This is a genomic window from Thioalkalicoccus limnaeus (genome assembly GCF_041197575.1).
In the GTDB taxonomy this organism is placed as follows: Bacteria; Pseudomonadota; Gammaproteobacteria; order Chromatiales; family Chromatiaceae; genus Thioalkalicoccus; species Thioalkalicoccus limnaeus.
In genome coordinates this window covers 204,378-225,008 of sequence record NZ_JBDKXB010000003.1, presented here as the reverse complement: position 1 = coordinate 225,008, position 20,631 = coordinate 204,378, and the positions used below count along the sequence as shown (strand labels likewise).

The window sequence follows — 20,631 nt, the reverse complement described above, 5'->3', positions numbered from 1 at the left end:
ATCTCATCAAACGCGCAACGGATACCGGATTCAATGATCTTCGGTTTGGGTCGCAAACAACCGCCGCCGCTCGGGATCGATATCGGCTCGACAGCGATCAAGTTGGTCGAACTGTCCCGCGCAGACCGCGCTTCCGGCGCCGGTCATCAAGTCACGCGCTATGCGATCGAACCGCTCGTCCCCAGTGCGATGGCCGAGAAGAAGATCGCCGACATCGAAGCGGTCGGCCAGGGGATTGCGCGGGCGCTGCGCCGTGCCGGCAGCAAGACGAAGCGCGCGGCGGTCGCGATTTCGGGTTCTGCCGTCATCACCAAGACCATCACGTTGGCGGGCGGCTTGAGCGAGGCCGACATCGAGGCGCAGATCCAGTTGGAAGCCGATCAATACATCCCCTTCCCGTTGGAGGAGGTCAACATCGACTTCGACATCATCGGCCCCTCGCCGGCGAATCCGGGAATGGTCGATGTCCTGTTGGCCGCGACGCGCCGCGAGAACGTCGAAGACCGGATCGCGGCCCTCGAGGCCGCCGGCCTGAAGGCCGAGATCGTCGATGTCGAGGCCTACGCGATGGAACTGGCCTGCAACCAGATCCTCGGCGGCGGGCCATTCGCCGAACCATCGGTACAAACCCTGGCCGTTGCCGATATCGGTGCCACGACGACGACCCTGCATGTGATGCGCAATGGCCAGGTCGCGTACACCCGCGAACAGAAGTTCGGCGGACTGCAACTGATCAACGAGGTGCAGCAGCGCCACGGGATCTCGCGCGACGAAGCGACGACGAAGGTGGTCAATGGCGACTGGCCGGCTGGCTTCGAGACCGAGATCCTGACGCCATTCCGCGAAGCCATGGTCCAGCAGATCGGCCGCGCCCTGCAGTTCTTCTACTCGGCAACGACCATCAATCGGGTTGACCGTATCCTGCTGGCCGGCGCGGCGGCGAGCTTGCCGAAGCTCGACCGGCTCATCGCGGAACGCCTCGAGATCACGACATCCGTCGGCAACCCATTCGCGCACATGACGATCTCGAAGGACCTCTCGTCGACGGCCCTGAACCGCGACGCGCCGGCGCTGATGATCGCCGCCGGGCTCGCCCTGCGCGGGTGCCTCTGACATGCCACGGATCAATCTCCTCCCATGGCGCGAGGAACGCCGGAAGCGACACCAGCGCGAGTTCTTGACGGGCATTGGTGCGGCGGTTGCCACGGTCTTGTTGCTCGGCGTGCTGAGCCATCTACAGATCGATCACATGATCGGCAATCAGGCCAGCCGCAACAGCCTACTCGATCAGGAGATCGCGCGCCTGAATCGGCAGATCCGCGAGATCGAGGAGCTCGAGGATACCAAGACGCGGCTGTTGGCGAGGATGGAGATCATTCAGCAACTGCAACGGAGTCGCCCGGAGGTCGTCCATCTGTTCGACGAATTGGTCAACACGATCCCGGACGGGGTCCAATTGACGACCGTCGAACAATCGGGACGCGGCGTGATCGTCGAGGGCCGGGCGCAGTCGAATGCGCGCGTCTCCGCCTTCATGCGCCAGATCGAGGACGCCACCTGGGTCGGCAACCCGATCTTGCTGCTGATCGAGAACAAGGAGCAAACCGGGGATGGACTCAGCCGATTTCGGCTGCGCTTCGAGCAGAAACAGCAGAAAGACGACGCCGTCTGACCGATGACGACCGACGTCGAATCACGACGGCCCACGAACGGGAAGCGCGCGATCGCGACCTGGCCGTTCACCAGCGACCCGTGGCCGCGACGGCCGGAGCGGATGCGCGCCAGCGGCAACGGATCCGCACTCCTTTCTTCGTCTGACAGCGAAAGGGATCGACGATGGACCTGAAGGCCGATCTGAGCGAACTCGACCTCAACGACTACGGCGAATGGCCGATCCTGATCAAAGGCATCGCGACCCTGCTGATCGCGGCTCTGGTCGCTTTCGGCTGGTACCATTTTCATACGCAGAACCAGATCGCGCGCCTCGAACAGGAGCGCAAGCGCGAAACGGATCTCCGCGCGACCTTCGAGCAGCGCCAGCACCGGGCAGCCAATCTCGATGCCTATCGGAGGCAGCTCGCCGAGATGGAGGAGACCTTCGGGGCGATGCTGCGCCAACTGCCGGATCAGACCCAGGTCGCCGCGCTCCTGGTGGACGTGTCGCAGACCGGTCTCGCCGCCGGACTCGAGTTCGAGCTCTTTCAGCCCGAGCCGGAACGCAACCGCGACTTCTATGCCGAGCTGCCCATCCGTATTCGCGTCACCGGTCACTATCACGACTTCGGCCGGTTCGTCAGCGGACTGGCCGCGTTGCCCCGCATCGTGACGATCCACGACATCAACATCAAACCGATGACCGCGCCACGTCGCGGGGCCCCCGCCGACACGACCGGCGGACGCCTGGCCTTCGAGGCCACCCTCAGGACCTACCGCTATCTCGACGAGGGCTCCTAGGTGACCGTTCCCAGACCAGCGCACATCGCCGCGATCGCATCGGCCCTCGCCCTCGCCGGATGCGGCAGCAGCGACATCGGCGGGCTCGAGGCCTACATGGATCAGGTCCGAGCCCGACCACCCGGCCAGATCGAAGCACTCCCCGAGGTGCGCCCGATCACGACCTTCACCTATGAACCAGCCGAGCGCCGCGACCCGTTCGCGCTGGACCAGCGGCTCGAGGAGATCGCCGAGCGCCCGCCCCCGAGCGGCCCGGCCCCGGATCCGACCCGTGCCAAAGAGGAGCTCGAGCGCTACGCGCTCGACTCGTTGCGCATGGTCGGCACACTGGAGCGCGATGCCGCGCGTTGGGCCTTGATCATGACCCGCGACCGGATCCTCCATCGGGTCACGGTCGGCAACTATCTCGGCCAGAACCACGGCCTGATCACCCGGATCTCGGACGACGAAATCCAGCTCACCGAGATCATCCCCGACGGTCAGGGCGGTTGGCGTGACCGCCAAGCCGCGATTGCCTTGGCCCGCTAGGAACAGAGGTCGATACCGATGAAGCATCCCCGCCTATCCCTCTCCACCCGGCGCTTCGCGGATCGGATCCGGGAATTCGCCCCGTGGCCCGGGTTCGTCGCCCTGCTCATGCTGGCTGTGGTCGGATCCGCGCAGGCCGCACCGGTGTTGCAGGATGTCGCCTTCTCGGCTCTGCCCGGCAACCGAGTGCAGATCGACCTGACCCTGTCGGCGACGACCAGCCCACCCGAGCATTTCGCAACCGAGTCGCCGGCGCGCATCGCGCTCGACTTCCCTGGCGTATCCAACGGCCTCGCTGTCCGGACGATCCCGATCCAGCTCGGTGCCGTGCACAGCCTTTCGGCGGTCGAGGCCAGTGGGCGCACGCGCGTCGTCGTCAACCTCGACGAATCGATGCCCTATCAGGTTACGACACGCGGCAACCAGGTCACGCTCGCGCTCAATACGCTCGAAGCACCACCGGCGCCGCGGACGACACCGGATCGTGCGCCGGCGCCGACGGCGGCGCGGCGCACGACCCGCGAAGCCTCCCCACCGCTGCGCGAGATCGACTTTCGGCGCGGACCGGCCGGCGAGGGCCGCGTGCTGATCCGGCTACCGTCGGCCGGCACGCGGGTTGCGATGCGCGAGGAAGCCTCGCGCGTGATCGTCGACATCGCCGACACCGCCTTGCCGCAACGGCTGCTGCGACGCTTGGATGTGACCGATTTCGCGACCCCGGTCGTCGCGGTCGAGTCGCGACCGCGGGGCCGCCATGTCGAGGTCAACATCGAAGCCACCGCCGACTACGACTACATGGCCTATCAGACCGACGATCTGCTGACACTCGAATTCCGAGCCCTGACACCGGCCGAAAAGGAAGAGCTGCAGCGCCGCCAGATCGTCTATTCCGGCGACCGGCTGTCGCTGAACTTCCAGGACATCGAGGTTCGGGCCGTGTTGCAGTTGCTCGCCGACTTCACCGGCTTCAACATGGTCGCAAGCGATACCGTGAGCGGCAACATCACGCTGCGGCTGAAGAACGTTCCCTGGGATCAGGCGCTCGACATCATCCTGCGGACCAAAGGTCTGTCGAAACGCGAGGTCGGCAATGTGATCATGATCGCGCCGACCCCGGAGGTTGCCGCACTCGAGGAACTGGAACTCAGATCACAACAAACGATCGAGGAGCTGGCGCCACTGCGCTCGGAGTTCATCCAGGTCAACTACGCGAAGGCCCCCGAGTTCGCCGGGCTGATCAAGTCCGCGGAGAACCAACTGCTGTCGGAACGGGGCAACGTCTCGTTCGATGCGCGCACGAACACCCTGATCGTCCGCGACACGGCCCGCAACCTCGAGGAGATCCGCAACCTGATCCAGCGGCTCGATGTCCCGGTCCGCCAGGTCATGATCGAATCCCGGGTCGTGATCGCGAACGACGACTTCGCGCGCGACCTCGGCGTCCGTTTCGGCTTCACGAGCAGCGCTCGCAGCGGTGACACCGAGATGCTGATGGGCGGCGGCCGGCCTGGTCACCTGCCGGGAACCGCCTTCATCGATAAGGGGCCGGTTTTCCAGGATGCCCGGACCGGGCAACCCTTCAACACGGCGATCGAACTGCCGACCGGTTCCGGAGCGGAGGCCTTGCTGGTGAACCTGCCGGTCACGGACCCCTCCGGTGCGGTGAACTTCCTGATCGGCCGGGTCGGCAGCTATCTGCTGCAACTGGAACTGTCGGCGATGCAGCGCGAGGGCCGGGGCGAGATCATCTCGAATCCGCGGATCATCACATCGGATCAGAAGCAGGCCGAGATCCAGGTCGGACGCGAGATCCCGGTCGTGACCCCAGGCTCGGCAAACAACCCGGCGACCGTCGAGTATCGCGACGCGACGCTGAAACTCTTGGTCACGCCGCACATCACGCCGGATGACCGGATCATCATGGACCTGGAGATCAACAAGGACGAACCGGATTTCACCTTCTCGGTACAAGGCAACCCCCTGATCAACAAAAGAAGCGTCGACACCTCGGTCTTGGTCGACAACGGCGAGACCGTGGTCCTCGGCGGTGTCTTCGAGCAGACGCGCGCCTTCCAGCGCGAGCAGGTACCGTGGCTCGGCGGCGTGCCGGTGCTGGGTCACTTGTTCCGCCGGACGGAAAGGGTCGACAACAACAGCGAACTGCTGATCTTCGTGACCCCGCGGATCCTGAAGTCCGAACTGGCCCAAGGGACGACGGGGCGCTTTTGACGCTGAACCTCGACTCGATGCCGGTGGCCGCCCGCCGACCTCCGCCGCGGCGGCCACCGGCGCGCGGGCGGCGAAGCCTGCCTCGCCAGCGGTGCGCCGCCCGCATCGGCGGATGACCAGGACGCCGCGCCGCAGCCCGCATCCCTAGCGACGAACCAGCAGCCGACCGGTCACGGCGGCTTGCTGAAACCCATCAAATCTGGCATATCTGTATGGCATGATACGCGCACAGAACATCTTTCTCGTGGGGCCGATGGGCGCCGGCAAGAGCACCATCGGACGTCAACTGGCCGAGGCCCTGTCTTACGAATTCCGCGATAGCGATCAAGAGATCCAGCGCCGGACCGGCGTCGACATCCCGACCATCTTCGAGTACGAGGGCGAGGCCGGTTTTCGCGAGCGCGAACGCCAGGTCATCGAACAACTGATCCAGGAGGAACGCATCGTACTCGCGACCGGCGGCGGTGCCGTGCTGCGACCGGAGAACCGCCAGGATCTGGCCGCACGCGGCGTCGTCGTCTATCTGCATTGCAGTCCCGAACAGCAGTACGCGCGCACCGCCCGAGATCGCAACCGCCCGCTGCTCGACACCGAGGATCCGATGCAGCGGCTTCGCGATCTGATGGCCGAGCGCGACCCCCTGTATCGCCAGGTCGCGGATCTCGTGGTCTCGACCGAACGGCGCGGCACGGCATCGGTCGTCAAAGAGATCCGCCGGCGCATCGAGAGCGCCGAGCTTTAGCGCCTGACCAGGATCCGCAGCGATGCATCAACGGCTCGAAGTCGCGCTCGGCGATCGCACCTACCCGATCTTCATCGGCGACGGACTGATCCGCGACCCGGACTGTTACCGGCCCTATCTCCGCGGCTCGCGGGTCCTGGTCATCACCAACGAAACGGTCGGCCCGCTGTATATGGGCGCCGTCCTCGAGGCCCTCGGCGATCTGCGAACCGAAACGCTGATTCTGCCCGATGGCGAGGTCTACAAGACCTTGGATGTCGTCAACCGAGTCTTCGACGCCCTGTTGACACACCGTTTCGGCCGCGACGCGACCCTGATCGCGCTCGGTGGTGGCGTGGTCGGCGACATGGCCGGTTTCGCCGCGGCCTGCTATCAGCGCGGCGTCGACTTCCTGCAAGTGCCGACCACGCTGCTGGCCCAGGTCGACTCGTCGGTCGGGGGCAAGACCGGGGTCAATCACCGGCTCGGCAAGAACATGATCGGCGCCTTTCACCAACCACGCGCCGTGGTCGCCGACACCGCGACATTAGCGACCCTGCCAGACCGCGAGCTGTCGGCCGGTCTCGCCGAAGTCATCAAATACGGGCTGATCCGCGACCGGGCCTTCTTCGGCTGGCTCGAGGGCCAGATGGGCGCGTTGCGCGCCCGCGACCCGGCGGCGCTGGCCGAGGCGATCGCCCGTTCGTGCCAGAACAAGGCCGAGGTCGTCGCCGCCGACGAGCGCGAGGCCGGTCAACGGGCGCTCTTGAACCTGGGTCACACCTTCGGCCACGCGATCGAGACCGGCGTCGGGTATGGCACATGGCTGCATGGCGAAGCGGTCGGCGCCGGTCTGGTGCTCGCCGCGGAGCTATCGCACCGGATCGGCTGGATCGACTCGGTCTCGGTCGACCGGACCGCTCGCCTGGTCGACGCGGCCGGTCTGCCGACGGCCCCGCCGAGCGATCTTCCGGCCGAGCGTATCCTCGAACTGATGGCGGTCGACAAGAAGGTCCTCGACGGACACCTGAGGCTGGTCCTGCTGAAGGGGATCGGCGACGCGGTCGTGACCGATGAGATCGACCGGGCCCAATTGCTTGCGCTGTTGGAGCGCTGAACCAGATCAACCGGTTTCATGCCCGCGACACCGATCAGGATGTGATCCAGCTCACCCTTTTGCCCACCCACACACCCAACGGGTCGTCTTTTGGCCTACACTCGGTGCGGAAAGACCCGGGCGCGGCCCCATCCTGGCCCGGTCGCGAAGGATCCTTGACCCGAAAACGAGTCCATCTCAACTGATAAGGACCGCTAACGATGAAGCATCGCGCCCTCTCTGGCCTGGTCGTCGTCCTGTTGTGGTTGTATGCCTCGGCCGCGACAGCGGCCCTCGTCGGATACCCCGGCGGTGATATCTGCGCCTCGGCCGCGCAAGCGGCGTACAACTCCGGTTACAGCACCGGCAGCAACGAAGCGCTCACGGCCTGCCAAAACAATCCGGAAAGTTGCGGCATCACGCTTGGTAGCTTGCTCGGCGCGCCCATCTTCGGCGAGATCGAGCCGAACGACAACATGGTGTCGGCCAATCCGATCTTCGCACTCGGCACCCCTTTTTGGGGCCAGAGCTCCAGTCCGATCGACCAGGACTGGTTCTACCTCGTCACTGGCGAACCCAATCAACACCTGACCATCAACTTCGCGGTCCCCAGACCGATCGGCGCGGCCCAACACGGCCGAACCGACCTCAGGGGCTGGAAGGTCTCGATCCGAGATGCCCGTGGCACCCGCCTGAGCGGTTTCGACACGAACTTCGCCGGTGAGATCGAAGATCCGGGCGCCGGAATCCGCTACGACTTCATGCTCGGCCTGGCCGGCACCTACTACCTGGTCGTCGAACCGAGCAGCCGCGAGGATTGGAGCGCTTTGCCCTACAATCTGACCGCCTTCGTCCAGGACACGCCCCTCGATATCAATCCGTTCGTCGTCGGTTTCTATGATGCCGAGGTCGAGCCGAACGACTGGCCGAGTCAGGCGAACCCGATCGCCAATGGCGTGACCATGTACGGCTTGATCAATCTGACCTTCGAGGGTGTCGCCGTCATGGGCGAATCCTTCGTCTGGGGCCAAGGCGAAGATGATTGGTTCCGCTATACGAGCCACGGCAACGAGATCATCACGTTCGGGTTCTGTGTCCGCGAACCGTGCAGCGCCGGTAACTGGTTCGTCGAAGTCTATGACGAGGCCAGCGCCTTCGCTCTCGAAGGCGGGGCCCCGGAAGCAGCCGTCCGGCCCTTGCTCGCGATCAACACCGACACGGCTCGAACCAATGTCGGCGACGACCCGGAGACCTATCGCTTCGGCCTGATGGAGCCCGGCACCTATTACATGCGGGTCAACCACAAGCGCAAGTTCGAGGCACCATGCACCGGCTTCGCGCAGGATCGGAATAATGACGGCCTGGTCGATCTCGTCGATGGCGAGCTCGTTCGTTGCGGCTGCGACAGCGGGTATTCGTGCACGATCAAGATCCCCAACCCGCAGACAGGACCGAACCGGGCTTGCCCCGACGGAAGCGGAGGGGAAAAACCGGCTGAGAGCGAGGGCGGGAATCCTACCCCGCCCGTGGAGCAGTGCGACGTGACCTGCCGTTGCGTCAGCTGGGGACTGCTGGTCGAAGTCCCGGAAGGCGAGGTGACATCGCAATACAACTTCACCTGGTTCGGTACGAGTCTTCCGCCCTTCACCGTCGACAGTCCGGCCTATCAGGACTTCCTGAACCGGCCGAACCCGCTCGCTCCCTGAGGAGACGCTGATCTATTGGCCGTCCTGGCCGAAGATCAGCACGGGGTTCCGACCCCGCACGGGAAGCGCTGAATAGTCCAGCGCTTCCGTTAGGAGGCGCTGGTTCATTGGCCATCCCGGCCAATGAACCAGCCGCAAGGATCGCCTCGCCGGCCCGGCCAACCTACCCTCCATATCCAGCCTTACGAGCCACCCCGCCCTTCGCCACGCGCGATCAGCGTTCGCCCCCCGTCGGCGTGCAGCACGAGTCGTCCGTCGGCATCCAGATCGAAGTGCCGCACGGTCGGCAGCCGCTCCAGGAACAACTGCTCCTGATCCATCAGCCCCTGGTCGCAGGCCATCATGGTCGTCGCCAATGGCGACAGGATGAACTGCTCGCCGGTCAACCGATACTCGCCGAGAAGGTTGTTGCACGACGCCTTGCCCCAGACGCGGTTGTCGTCGCCGAAGTTCAGCGTCACGCGTGAGCCCTCGATCGGGGCCTGGCCGCCGAGATCCTCGAAAACCCACTCGATGTCCCGCAGCAAGGTCCCCGGATCGCCGCCGCAACCGGCGAGCCGGTCCTCGTCGACGACGAGGGTCACGGTACGCGGATGGGGCATCCCGGTCATGCTATCGCGGCAGAGTCGATCGAGGATCTCGATATCCAGATCATGGCCTTCCAGTTCGAAGCGATAATGGAGCCCATCATCGATGGCCTCCGGTGCTGGCACGGCGCCAGCGATTCGGCGCTCGCCATAGTCCAGGACAACGAGTATCCGATCGGCATCGATCTCCAAATGCCAGCCCGGCTCATTCCCCGACGCCCGAAAGAGCCCCTGATCCGCGGCGACCCGAACGCAGTCCGGGAAGCTCCGGCCGGCAACCTCGAGCCGCCCGCCATCCCCCTTGCTCCAGAAGAAGGTCGCGGGATCGGCGATCGCGACGAACCGGGCTCCCGACGCGGCGACCCGCTGCTTCAGGTCGAACTCCTGCCCCTCGACCTCGAGACGCATCCAGTCGTCGGCCATCCCGATACGGATCCGCTGATCACCGCAGCGGTACTCGTCGCTGAACGCGACCGGCCGATATTGGCGCAGCCAGATCTCGCCGAGATCCTGCCCCGCGTCGGTCAGCGCGACCGGGATCGGTTCGGCCACCCAGATCAGCAAACCGCCAGTCAGGATCGCCGCCTCGAGGACATAGGTCCGGCCCTCGTCCGGGGCCTCCTCGGTCAGCGGCAGATCGAACGGGATCGGCACCTGCCGCTCCCCCAAGGCGATCCGCTGTTCGGTCACGACCTCGCCGCCGGGAATCCGTTTGTCGAGTAACGTGATCACGGCTTGCGCATTCGGCGGCAGCGCGATCCGCGGCAGATAGGTCAAGGTGCCCGTGACCGTCGCCATCGATGGCGTGATCGCCTCGTCGGGTGGCTCGGCCCAGGCCATCCCGGCTCCGCTCAAGGTGCCCGCCATCAAGACAAGGGACCAGAAAGTGTTCCTGCGAAGCATGCATTTTCTCCTGTTTTGAGCGAGGGTAAGTCGACCCGGCGCCCGGTCGACCGCCGTTGGATGCGCGTCGGGAGTCCGACTCGCGCCGATCATGCGAAGTGTAAAGCGATTCCCGCCGCGCTCCTACGAGGGTCCCCGGAGACGTGACACCAAGATGACGGGGGGAATCTGGAGCCCGTTGCGGCTCGTTTTCGGCCTGTTCGCCAGGGATCGGCGAGGCGCGTCGCGCCCTCAGCCCTCGCCGGGGGGGCGTTGCCTTCGGACCCAGTTCCAGACGGCCTCGGCCGTCATCGGTCGAGCGAACAGATAGCCCTGGAAGGCGTCGCAGCCCATCCGGGCGAGCCACTCCTGCTGCGCTCTGGTCTCGACGCCTTCGGCCACGACGTCGAGGCGCAGGTTGTGGGCCATGGCGATGATGGTCGTCGCGATCTGGCGATCGTTGTCGTCCTTGTCGAGGTTTTGGACGAAGCTGCGGTCGACCTTGAGCCGATCCACGCGGAAGCGCTTCAGGTGGGCCAACGACGAGTACCCGGTGCCAAAGTCATCGATGGCGAGCCTGACACCCATCGCCTTGAGGTCGCCCATGATCGTGATCGCCTTCTCGCCCTGCTCCATGATGCCGCTCTCGGTGAGCTCGAGCTGGATCAGATGCGGCGGAATGCCGGTGAGATGCAGGATCGCCTGGATCTGTCGCACCATGTCCTGAAAGCGTAGCTGCCGCACCGACAGGTTGATCGCCATGCAGACCGGTCGGCAGCCGCCATCGAGCCAGGTCTTCAGCTGGGCGCAGGCCCGGTGCAACACCCAGTCGCCCAGCGGCACGATCAGGCCCGTGTCCTCGCAGATCGGAATGAAGTCGCTCGGCGATACCAGATCCACCCCGGGCGGTTGCCAGCGGACGAGCGCCTCCAACCCGATCAAGCGCCCGTCGGCGGCGGCAACGATCGGCTGGTAATGCAGGAGGAATTCCTCGCGCTCGAGCGCCTGACGCAACTGGGTCTCGAGCTCCAGACGCCGATTCGCCCACTCGGTGAGGGTCTTGGTGTAGAAGCGGTAGGTGTTGCGTCCCTGCTCCTTGGCCTGGTACATGGCGGCGTCGGCGTGCTGGATCAGAGCCGTCACGTCGAGGGCATCGTCCGGGTAGAGGCTGATCCCGACGCTGGCCCCGATATAGACCTCGTGACGACCATCGAGCAGGAAGGGTTGCTCGACGAGCCGAATGATCATCTCGGCGACGACGGCCGCGTCCTCGGGGAGCGCCAGGGACTCGATCAAGAGCAGGAATTCGTCCCCACCGAGACGGGCCAGGGTGTCCTCTTCGCGGATCCGCTTCGTCAGGCGCTCGCTGATCGCCTTCAACAGCTCGTCGCCGGCGGGGTGGCCGAGGCTGTCATTGATGTTCTTGAAGCGATCGAGATCGACGAAGAGGACTCCGACGCGCTGGCCGTGGCGCGTGGCGCGCGCAAGGGCCTGCTCCAAGCGCGACTGAACGAGACGCCGATTCGGCAAGCCGGTCAGCGTATCGTAGTGGGCCAAGCTCTCGAGGCGCGCCTCGGATTGCTTGAGCTGGCTGATGTCGGTGAAGACGCCGACGTAATGGCTGGGGACACCTCGCTCGTCGTGGACCGTGCTGATGGTCAGCCACGCCGGGTAGATCTCGCCGCCCTTGCGACGATTCCAGATCTCCCCTTGCCAGTGGCCACTCTCGGCCAGGGTCGTCCAGATACCCTGGTAAAAGGCGGCGTCATGCCTCCCGGAGCTGATGACGGCCGGATTCCGCCCCTGGACCTCGTCCGCGGCGTAGCCGGTGATCTCGGTGTAGGCGCGGTTGACGGCGAGTATCCGCGGGACCAGGTCGGTGATGACGACACCGTCGCGGGTGAACTTGAAGACGGCAGCGGCCAGGCGCTGAGCCTCCTCGGCCTGTTTGCGCGTCGTCAAATCGTGAACGATGCAATAGAGCAGCGTGCGGCCGGCGACCCCGACCGGGGCAACGTGGAGCTCGACGTCGCGCACCTGGCCATCGGCCAGCTGCTGACGTGCCTCGAAGTGGGATCCCCGATCCAGCCAGGCGCTCGCCTCGGTAACCGGGCAGCCCTGCGGGTCGCGCGTGTCGAGAAGCGCGACGGCCGCCCCGCGCAGCCGCTCCGATGGATAGCCGTAGTAAGCGCCGGCGGCGGGATTCGCATCGACGATGGCGCCGTCCTCCGAGTCGACGAGCAGCATCGGGGTGTGGTCGTTGGCGAACAGGCTGTGGTAGCGCGCTTCGCTGTCTTTCAATGCCTGGGTCTGAGCGAGGTTGTCGAGGGCGAACGAGACGTCGCGCATCATCTCGTCCAACGTCTCGACCACCTCCGCCGTGAAAAAGCCGCCCTCGCCGGCATAGAGGCCCAGCAAGCCCACCACCTCGCCCTGGTGATGGAGCAGGAAGGCCCCCGCCGCGCGGAAGCCGGCTTGCCGCGCCGGCTCGTACCAGGGAAGCCCCACAGCCTCGGCGAGCAGATCGTTGCAGATGGCGTGGCGGCCGCTTGCGATGGCGCGGCCGAGATGCTCTTGTCCGGCCGGCGCGGTGCCGAGGAAGGCGGCGAGGAACCCCGCGTCCGTGCCGTACTGGGCGACCGCCTGCGGCGGGGCTGGAGCCGTCCCGAGCCAGCCGACCCAGGCGAACAGGAAGCGGCCGTGCTGCACGGCGATCCGACAGATCTCGATGAGCAACGCATCGCGCGCGACGGTGCGGACGATCGCCTGATTGGTCTGCGAGAGCATGTCGTAGAGATCGCGCTGGCGGCGCAGCGCGATCTCGCTGCGCCGCCGTTCCGTCACGTCGTCGACGGTCGCGACGAAATAGGCCAGGGTGCCATCGGGATGACGCACGCAGCGGACGTCGATCGCGGCATAGACGAGGACCCCGTCCGGGCGCACGAAGCGCTTGTCCATTCGATAGCCGTCGGACTCTCCGCCCACCACCCGGTCGAACGCCGCGACGTCCGCGGCGAGATCCTCCGGGTGCGTGATCTCGGCCCACGACAGCGCCGCGAGCTCCTCGCGCGAGCGCCCGAGGATCTCGGCCAGCCGCGCATTGACATGAAGCCAGCGTTTGGTCGCGGGGTCCGTGATCGCCATGCCGATGAACGGGAGCTCGTAGAAATGGCTCAGCAGGCGGTCGCGCTCGGCGGTCTGCGCCAACAGCGCGAGCTGCAGGGTGCGCTGCTGCTGACGCCACAGCAAGACCAGCATGACCGCGATCGCAAGCGTTGCGAACAGCGTGAGCACGCCGACCAGCAGCGCGAGATGCTGGACCGGCGCCAGGATCTCCCGCTGGTCCCGCTTGGCTACCAAGTGCCAATCGGTGCCGGGCACCGGGCGATAGGCGGCGAGCACGGGAACGCCGCGATAGTCGCGGCCTCGTATCGTGCCCGGACGATCCCGACCGATGGCCACCGCGGCCGGCAGTCCCGGGGTATCGAGCGGCAGGCGGAACGTCAAGGCCTCGCCAGGCTGATGACGCAACGGATTGAGGAACACGATCGAGTCGCCGTCACGGCGGACCAGCAGGGTCTCGCCACTCGGGCTCGCCGTTGGCCAGTACTGGATGAAGGGCAGCAGGAAGTGGTCGGGATCGACGTGCAGGACGAGGTAGGCATCAGGCCGAGCGGAGCCCGGGGCGCTGATCGACAGGGCGACGTCCAGGTGCAGGCGGCCCAGCGGGTCGCGAAACAGGTTGACGACCGCTGTCCGGCCGGCGGCCAGCTCGGCCAGATGCGGATCGTCGGCGGCCCGGTCCGGCTCCCGAATATCACCGAGCACCAGCAGAGGTCGCCCATCCGCCGAGAGCAGGACGACGGCATCGTAGCCGTGGGCGCGCCGGATGGCCTCGAGGCGGGCACCGACCTCGCCCGGCCGCGCAGCGGCAGCCTGCAAGGCGAGGATCCGGTCCCGGAGGTCGTCGTCGGCGGCAATGGCCAAGCCATCCCCGAGCCGTTCGGTCAGCCAGTAGCGGAGGTGGTCGGTCTTGAGCTCGGCAATGACGCTGAGCTCGGCGAGGGCCTCCCGCTCCACGGCGGGTCCGCGCAGCTTGACGATGCTGACGGCAAGTAGCGGGGCGAGCAACAGCAGCATGGCCAGGATCGCCGCAAGCCAGGCCCCGCGCATCACCGGCTCCGCCGGTGCGCCCAGCGCTTCGGCCGGATCGGTCTGACGCAGCCGCAGCAGCAGATAGAGGAGGCAAGCCGTCGTGACGACGAACAGCAGCCCTTTGCCGAGCTCCAGGCGCTCGAGGAGCACGGGATCCTCGATCATCAGCCCGAGGGCATAGCCCGATGCGGCGATCCAAGCCCCGCCGGCCAGCCCATAGAGAACCGCGACCCATGCCGGGCCCAAGGGCTTCCCCTTGGTCGGGGCCGGCGCGGTGGCTGGTTCTCGGCTCATGTCCATCGTGGTGCCCGGTGGCGTTCGGGGGTCGAGACCAACCGGGGCACCGGCTGGCGTGTCGGGCTCGATCGTCGGACCCCGACGGTGGGCCACCCGAGAGACGAGGATCGCGCCCCGATTCTCCCGAATTCTAATCGAGATGCGGCCCATCACGCAGGAAGCGGAGGCCGATTCGTCGCGTCGCCCGCGCCGACCGGCACCTCGTGGCAGCCGATCGCCGGCCAGTGCCTGCTCAGGGGAAAATGACTGCCGGCCATCCCTCTGCCGTCTTCCCTAGCGGACCACGCTGGCCGTTTCGGCGGTCTGGGCATTCATCATCGACCAGGTCAATACCCTGTTGCTCGCGCACTGCCGGTCGCGCTGATCCAGCCAGGGACCAGGCACCAACAGCGTGTCTATTCCGGGACCTTGTCGAGGATATCGGCCAAGGTCCAATGCGACCCGCCCAGCCCCCAACGCTGGTCATCGTCGGCGAGTGAGAAAGACTGCGCAAACGCTTCGATTGGTTCCAGACCCCTCTCCCACCGGAACAAGGTGCGATGGCCGCGATCTTCCCCGATAAGTGACGGGAATCGAAAAGAATCGCCAAGCTGGCCATCGTCCGGGACCGGTCTCCCTGCCGCGCTCGGTCTTCTTGCGTCTTTCCCGTTGTCCCATCCGGGCAGGGGACCGGCGCCGCGCGTGACGATGCGCGCGGCGTGCAGCCCGTTCGCTGTGCTGAATCAAGTAGGTCACGAACCGCTGGACCCTTACAAGGCGCTGATCAGACGGTCGGGGCACCGGTGGTCTGGTGTAGGAAGGCGATCACTCCAGGGTCGAGGCCCAGGGCACTGGAAAGGCTGCGCAGGTACTCGCGCTCGGCGTCGGAATCGATGTCGATCGCGACCAGCGACGCAGCGTAGACCTCCGCCGCTTGTGCGGGCGTTCGAACCTCGCGGGCAATGTCAGCGACGTCGAGAGGCTTATTGATCTCATCGAGCACGAACCGGCGTTCGCTTTCGCTGACCTCATCAGCCTTCAGGTGCCCGAGAATACGCTGCATCTCGTCCTGTGCGATATGCCCATCCGCCTTGGCGGCGGCGATCATAGCCCGCAACACCAGGCGTTCGCCATCGTCGCTGGCCACCGCCGCCACCTCCTGCGTCGATGGCGCTCGGGGCGCCAACTGGGCAGTGGATGCGCCGGACCGACTCGCAGCGGCGTTCTGCAATGCGGTCAGCGCGAGCGTCCCCAGGACAGCCATTGCGCCCCCGCCGACGGCGCCTCGTGCAGCACCGCCGCCACCACCGAGAAGAGCTCCGGCGAGCGCACCCAGGCCACCGATCTGCGCGCCCGACATCCCGCCCACCTGGCTCGAGCCGAGAAAACCCTTTGCCGCTTCGGCCAGGCCGGCGAGCGAACCGGCTCGACCGCTGTGACCGCCCGACACCCCGCCACGAAGGACTGACTGGACGGAGCCAAAAATCTGCTCGACCCCAGGACCACCCTGCGAAAGGTTTCGAACACTCTGACCGACGCGCGCATCGGTTTGGGACTGACCCGCGAGACCCTGCTGAAGCAACTGCCCGACGATGTTTCCAAAACTCATGTGTGCCTACCCCCAAGGCGAGCGAAAACGGATGACGAAGCCAGAATACAGCCAGGTGATACGGAGCACGGAACGGACCACGGCTGTTGGACAACCGATCCCTTTCTTCTTTCCCCCACCAACCGCTCCAGATCCTTGACCGCTCTTGTCCAAGCGATCTCACCAACTCGATGCGATCAAGCCCAGGTCGACAAGCTGACCCGCATTCCACCAACGCGCGCGATCGGGTCCAAGAGCGCCACACCATGGTACGCAGCCTGCCAATGAAATGGGCGCTATGAGGGCCAAAATCACTAGGAATACGCTGAACCAATTAGCGCTTTCCGTGCGGGGCAGAAGCCCCGACATGATCAGTCGCGATACGCGATCGAACATGAAGGAAGTCGGAAACCGCGTTTTCGACTTCGGTACTGATCTTTGGCCAGACCGGCCAATAGATCAGCGTCTCGTTAGGCGGGCCGGACGCACCAACCGGACCACCTCGCCGTAGGCCATCCAGAGCCTGCCGATCGGCGGTCCGGCCGACCTTTTGGGACGTGTTCGACAGGACCGCCGAGAGGTGACCCCGCCCCTTCAGCCAGGGGTCTTTTGCAGCCAGCGTGTCAGAAATCCAGCAACGAGCGCACCGATGATCGGAGCCACCCAGAACAGCCAAAGCTGTGGTACGGCACCGGCGTCCGCGAAAAACGCAACCCCTGTGGACCTGGCTGGATTGACCGAGGTGTTGGTGACGGGAATGCTGATGAGGTGGATAAGCGTCAGACACAGTCCGATCGCGATCGGCGCAAAGCCGGCGGGCGCCGCTCTGCTCGTGACGCCTAGAATGACCACCAGGAAGAACAGCGTCATGACCACCTCGGTCAGAAACGCCGCACCCATGCCGTAGCCGCCAGGGGAGCGTTCACCGTATCCGTTGCTGGCAAACCCACCGAGTTCCGCATCGGCGGCGCCGGTGGCGATCAGATACAGCACAGCGCCCGCGGCGAGCCCGCCCAGCACTTGGACGAGGACATAGGGTCCGAGGTCCTTGCCGGGAAACCGGCCCGCCGCCCACAACCCGACACTGACAGCCGGATTGAAATGCCCGCCGGATATGTGGCCAACAGCGTAAGCCATGGTAAGAACGGTCAGCCCGAATGCCAAGGACACACCGAGAAGACCGATACCGAGCGGATTCCCGTCGCCACCAAAATGGGCCGCCAGGACAGCACTGCCGCAGCCGCCGAGTACCAGCCAGAAGGTGCCGAGAAACTCGGCAGCCAATCGTTTGCTCATGACCATCGCGCCGCCTCTCCCGAAGTTCGAGTTGTTGCCCCCTAGCAGACCAGCCGCCCGAGCAACAGGATTGTCCCTCCACGCCCGGTTTACAAGACCGGGGCGTGCGCTGGCTGGGGGTTCAGCCCCCACACTCGCGCGACAGGGTGACCTCGAGCAGCCGATCGACCTTGGAGGCGAAGTGCGCCGAGACGACCGTCAGCGCGCAGCAGACATGGCGCCGCACTCGACATCCGAGGGCGCCGGATGGCGACGACTAGCGGCACAAGGTCAGGCTGGATAAGATCTCGCTCGTCGACGTCGGTCGGGGAATCGGTTCCCGAGGTCGTCGCGTTGAGCTCGGTCCGCTGGCCCTTGGGATGGGCCAAGAGGTCGACGACAAGTCGATGATCCCAAGGGGGCGGTCGCTTTCGCGGCGACTGTCGATGAGGCTTTCGGTCATCAGCCGCTTTGATCGCGCCGCAGCGCATCGCGATAGCCCCGGATCGCCTGTGAGGTGGTCGGCTCGTCGATGAAGCGCATCAGGAGCGCCAAATCCAATCCGGGCAAGACCTGGCTCTCGTTCGTCGGCTCGTAGCGCTCTCCGCGCAGACGGTAGGGTTGGATGAGACCCTGGCGCCAGTACCAGACCTCGGCGACGCCGAGTTGGCGGTAGATCTCGAGCTTGTCGAGGCGACCCTGGGTCCAGACGACCTCGATGGCGAGATGCGGACGCTCCGCCGCCTCGGTCCCGAAGACATAGCACTCGTCCGGCTCGGCGCCGCGTTCGCGCGACTTGTCTTTGAGCGTCCATGAGCCATAGGTCGAAAACACGATGTCACGCTCCAGGCAATAGGTCTCGACCAGGCGGCCGATCACGGACTTGATGCCTTCGTGGGTCTGCGACGGGCTCATGATCTCGACTTCTCCTTCCAGGTAGGCGATCCGCGGGGCGGAATGATCGCCGCGCATCACGAGCAGGCGCTCGTAGTCATCCCAACTCACCCCGGAGAAGTGGATGATGTCGTCATGGGTTGGTTGAGATTCGGGTTGCTGATACCGGGCTTGCATGGACAACACGGGGTTCGGCCTCCGGTGTGTCGATCCGTTCAGGTCGCGCACATCGCCAGCGTCGCTTGCACGAGGATGGGTGCAAGATTCGCATCTATATTCAATAGGATCAACTCTTTTCGGGTCGGAAACGCGCGGCACGACGCCGGGCCATCGGCACGGTCGATGCTGGTCCGCCGCGTGCCCGGCGAACGGCGCGCCTACACCGAGCGGCTGACCGCCGACTCCTCGCGCAGGAGCCGCACGAGTTGGCGCCGGATCCCGATCCCCGCGACCAGCAGCGCGAGACCGTCGCGGCGCCGATGCTTGATCCGCGCCGAGAGGTCGAAGTAGACACGCGCGTTTGCGACCGACAGCACGAACGGTAGGTGACCCTCCCGCGCCAGCAGGTAGCTCACGACTAGGACACCGGTGCGGTGATTGCCTTCGAGGAAGAGCTGAGGTTGGCTCAAGAGCTGGATGTAAAGCCCGGCGGCCCGTTGCCAGATGTCAGCGCCGCGATGGCGGGCCAGCCACTCGATCAGCGCGCCGATCCCACCACCTGATCCGTCGTAGAAGTGGCGCTCCGTCGCGCGCAGGTGTTCGGCGTACTCGCGGCGCCGCGTGGCATCCGTGCCGCACAGGACCCGCCGATTGAGTTCGAGCAGCCACCGGGAATGGCCCGGCGCGAACGGATCCAACCCTGTTCGCAGCGCCTCGTCGACGAGCCGATAGCCGTCGAGCAGATGGTCTCGGACCATGTCCGTCATCGGGTCGCGCGGCGTGCCCAGGTGCGGGCTGAGCCGCGCAAAATCGGCCTGGACCGCGCGCAGCGCGGCGTCGATCGCGGCGAGATCGAGACGCATCGGTCCAGCGCCGCGCCCAAGCGCCCCCGCCGGGCAGCCGTCAGGGGATGGACGCGAGCCGGCGCCGATCCTTCCCTGGAGGCGCGGCGTCATTCAACGGATGCTGGCCACCGCCTCGACGGCCGCCGCGGCGATCGCCTCGGGCAGCGGAATGTAGCCCATTTCCTCGGCGATCTCCTGCCCCTGGTCCAAGGCCCAGTTCACGGCCGCCTTGAGGCTCTCGCCCACCTCGGTATCCGGATACTCGCCGTACAGGAGCAGCCACGAGAGGCTGACGATCGGATAGTCATCGGATCCCGACGGATCCGGCACGAACAGCCGAAGATTGTCCGGCAGCTCCGCGGCTGCCGCCGAGGCCAGCGCCGCCTGCCCGGTCGCAGCGTCCGGCCGCACGAACCGGCCAGCACGGTTCTCCAGCATCGCGATCGGCATCTCCAAGCGCCGGGCGAAGTAATACTCGACGTACCCGATCGATCCCGGGCTGATCTTGATCTTCTGCGCCACGCCCTCGTTGCCGCTTCCGGTCATCGCGCCACCCGGCCATTGCACGGACTGTCCAGTGCCGGGGCCATACCGCCATGCATCGCTGACGGCGCTCAGATGATTCGTGAAGGCGTAGGTGGTCCCGGAGCCGTCGCGCCGCACCACGGTCTGAATCATCTTCGAGGGCAACTCGAGGTCCGGATTTGCCGCCTGGATTCGTGGATCATCCCAGCGCCAGATGGTGCCGAGGAAGATGTCGACATAGACGTCGCGCGGCAACCGCAACTCACCGTCGATCTCCGGGAGGTTGTAGGCCAGCACCACCATGCCGGCCGTCGCCGGGATCAGCCTGGCCCCGCGCACGACCTGGGCCATCTCGGCGTCGGTCATCGCCCGATCGCTGCCGCCGAAATCGACCGTCTCGGCCAGGAAGCGCGCGACGCCTTCCCCGCTGCCGACCGGTTGATAGCGGATCCGGACATCGGGTGCCTGGTCCCGATAGCGGCGGATCCACTCCTGATACAGGGGATCGGGGAAGGTCGCGCCGGCGCCGGCGAGCCGCACACCGGTCGCGGCCTCGCTGCTTCCGTCGGGCGCGTCGCCACCGCAGGCGGCCAGAACGACCGACACCCCAACCATCGCCGCGGTGCGCAAGACCCGAAAAAGACTTGTCATGGTCCGTCCTCGTGAAACGACTGGCGGACGCCGGCGGAGCGGACAGCCCGCGGGCGCCGG

Annotated in this window: 15 protein-coding genes; 8 read left to right on the top strand and 7 right to left on the bottom strand. The window is 65.9% G+C overall.

The features are described 5' to 3' along the window. The first annotated feature begins 33 nt into the window (after positions 1-33). From ABC977_RS03955 to ABC977_RS03920, 8 genes are all read left to right on the top strand, one after another. On the top strand, positions 34-1,113 hold the full coding sequence (locus tag ABC977_RS03955) for a pilus assembly protein PilM (RefSeq protein ID WP_369665938.1): 1,080 nt from the start codon (positions 34-36) through the stop codon (positions 1,111-1,113). Between the two features lies 1 nt (position 1,114). Beyond that, on the top strand, positions 1,115-1,672 hold the full coding sequence (locus ABC977_RS03950) for a PilN domain-containing protein (protein ID WP_369665937.1): 558 nt from the start codon (positions 1,115-1,117) through the stop codon (positions 1,670-1,672). A gap of 164 nt (positions 1,673-1,836) precedes the next feature. Beyond that, positions 1,837-2,454, top strand: a complete 618-nt coding sequence (locus tag ABC977_RS03945) for a type IV pilus inner membrane component PilO (RefSeq protein WP_369665936.1) — start codon at positions 1,837-1,839, stop codon at positions 2,452-2,454. Next, positions 2,455-2,982: a pilus assembly protein PilP gene (locus ABC977_RS03940; protein ID WP_369665935.1), complete on the top strand. Its 528-nt coding sequence runs from the start codon at positions 2,455-2,457 to the stop codon at positions 2,980-2,982. 18 nt (positions 2,983-3,000) lie between these two features. Next, complete coding sequence (locus tag ABC977_RS03935; RefSeq protein ID WP_439849151.1) at positions 3,001-5,211, top strand: type IV pilus secretin PilQ; 2,211 nt, start codon at positions 3,001-3,003, stop codon at positions 5,209-5,211. Between the two features lie 217 nt (positions 5,212-5,428). Continuing rightward, positions 5,429-5,953, top strand: coding sequence for a shikimate kinase AroK (aroK, locus tag ABC977_RS03930; protein ID WP_369665934.1), 525 nt, complete (start codon positions 5,429-5,431; stop codon positions 5,951-5,953). Between the two features lie 22 nt (positions 5,954-5,975). Then, on the top strand, positions 5,976-7,049 hold the full coding sequence (gene aroB, locus ABC977_RS03925; protein ID WP_369665933.1) for a 3-dehydroquinate synthase: 1,074 nt from the start codon (positions 5,976-5,978) through the stop codon (positions 7,047-7,049). 200 nt (positions 7,050-7,249) lie between these two features. Beyond that, positions 7,250-8,734, top strand: a complete 1,485-nt coding sequence (locus tag ABC977_RS03920; protein ID WP_369665932.1) for a hypothetical protein — start codon at positions 7,250-7,252, stop codon at positions 8,732-8,734. 182 nt (positions 8,735-8,916) lie between these two features. Here the strand turns inward: ABC977_RS03920 and ABC977_RS03915 are convergent, their stop codons facing one another. The 7 genes from ABC977_RS03915 to pstS form a co-directional block, all read right to left on the bottom strand. Then, positions 8,917-10,224: an META domain-containing protein gene (locus tag ABC977_RS03915; protein WP_369665931.1), complete on the bottom strand. Its 1,308-nt coding sequence runs from the start codon at positions 10,222-10,224 to the stop codon at positions 8,917-8,919. 231 nt (positions 10,225-10,455) lie between these two features. Then, positions 10,456-14,652, bottom strand: a complete 4,197-nt coding sequence (locus tag ABC977_RS03910; RefSeq protein WP_369665930.1) for a bifunctional diguanylate cyclase/phosphodiesterase — start codon at positions 14,650-14,652, stop codon at positions 10,456-10,458. A 766-nt stretch (positions 14,653-15,418) separates the two neighbouring features. Then, a complete protein-coding gene (locus ABC977_RS03905; RefSeq protein WP_369665929.1) occupies positions 15,419-15,994 on the bottom strand; it encodes a tellurite resistance TerB family protein in 576 nt (191 codons plus the stop codon). An 822-nt stretch (positions 15,995-16,816) separates the two neighbouring features. Continuing rightward, positions 16,817-17,524 (bottom strand): aquaporin Z, encoded by a 708-nt coding sequence (gene aqpZ / locus ABC977_RS03900; protein WP_369665928.1) that lies wholly within the window; start codon positions 17,522-17,524, stop codon positions 16,817-16,819. 435 nt (positions 17,525-17,959) lie between these two features. Next, positions 17,960-18,568 carry a Uma2 family endonuclease gene (locus ABC977_RS03895; RefSeq protein ID WP_369665993.1) on the bottom strand — a complete coding sequence of 203 codons (609 nt, stop codon included), beginning with the start codon at positions 18,566-18,568 and terminating at the stop codon, positions 17,960-17,962. 200 nt (positions 18,569-18,768) lie between these two features. Beyond that, positions 18,769-19,413: a hypothetical protein gene (locus ABC977_RS03890; RefSeq protein WP_369665927.1), complete on the bottom strand. Its 645-nt coding sequence runs from the start codon at positions 19,411-19,413 to the stop codon at positions 18,769-18,771. 93 nt (positions 19,414-19,506) lie between these two features. Then, on the bottom strand, positions 19,507-20,571 hold the full coding sequence (pstS, locus tag ABC977_RS03885; RefSeq protein ID WP_369665926.1) for a phosphate ABC transporter substrate-binding protein PstS: 1,065 nt from the start codon (positions 20,569-20,571) through the stop codon (positions 19,507-19,509). Between the last annotated feature and the right edge of the window lie 60 nt (positions 20,572-20,631).

What these genes read in the sequence shown, in the direction of transcription:
- ABC977_RS03955 (WP_369665938.1), top strand. Translation starts at nt 34, where the DNA reads ATGATCTTCGGTTTGGGTCGCAAACAACCGCCGCCGCTCGGGATCGAT.
- ABC977_RS03950 (WP_369665937.1), top strand. Translation starts at nt 1,115, where the DNA reads ATGCCACGGATCAATCTCCTCCCATGGCGCGAGGAACGCCGGAAGCGA.
- ABC977_RS03945 (WP_369665936.1), top strand. Translation starts at nt 1,837, where the DNA reads ATGGACCTGAAGGCCGATCTGAGCGAACTCGACCTCAACGACTACGGC.
- ABC977_RS03935 (WP_439849151.1), top strand. Translation starts at nt 3,001, where the DNA reads ATGAAGCATCCCCGCCTATCCCTCTCCACCCGGCGCTTCGCGGATCGG.
- aroK (WP_369665934.1), top strand. Translation starts at nt 5,429, where the DNA reads ATGATACGCGCACAGAACATCTTTCTCGTGGGGCCGATGGGCGCCGGC.
- aroB (WP_369665933.1), top strand. Translation starts at nt 5,976, where the DNA reads ATGCATCAACGGCTCGAAGTCGCGCTCGGCGATCGCACCTACCCGATC.
- ABC977_RS03920 (WP_369665932.1), top strand. Translation starts at nt 7,250, where the DNA reads ATGAAGCATCGCGCCCTCTCTGGCCTGGTCGTCGTCCTGTTGTGGTTG.
- ABC977_RS03915 (WP_369665931.1), bottom strand. Translation starts at nt 10,224, where the DNA reads ATGCTTCGCAGGAACACTTTCTGGTCCCTTGTCTTGATGGCGGGCACC.
- ABC977_RS03910 (WP_369665930.1), bottom strand. Translation starts at nt 14,652, where the DNA reads ATGAGCCGAGAACCAGCCACCGCGCCGGCCCCGACCAAGGGGAAGCCC.
- ABC977_RS03905 (WP_369665929.1), bottom strand. Translation starts at nt 15,994, where the DNA reads ATGTCGGGCGCGCAGATCGGTGGCCTGGGTGCGCTCGCCGGAGCTCTT.
- aqpZ (WP_369665928.1), bottom strand. Translation starts at nt 17,524, where the DNA reads ATGGTCATGAGCAAACGATTGGCTGCCGAGTTTCTCGGCACCTTCTGG.
- ABC977_RS03895 (WP_369665993.1), bottom strand. Translation starts at nt 18,568, where the DNA reads ATGCAAGCCCGGTATCAGCAACCCGAATCTCAACCAACCCATGACGAC.
- ABC977_RS03890 (WP_369665927.1), bottom strand. Translation starts at nt 19,413, where the DNA reads ATGCGTCTCGATCTCGCCGCGATCGACGCCGCGCTGCGCGCGGTCCAG.
- pstS (WP_369665926.1), bottom strand. Translation starts at nt 20,571, where the DNA reads ATGACAAGTCTTTTTCGGGTCTTGCGCACCGCGGCGATGGTTGGGGTG.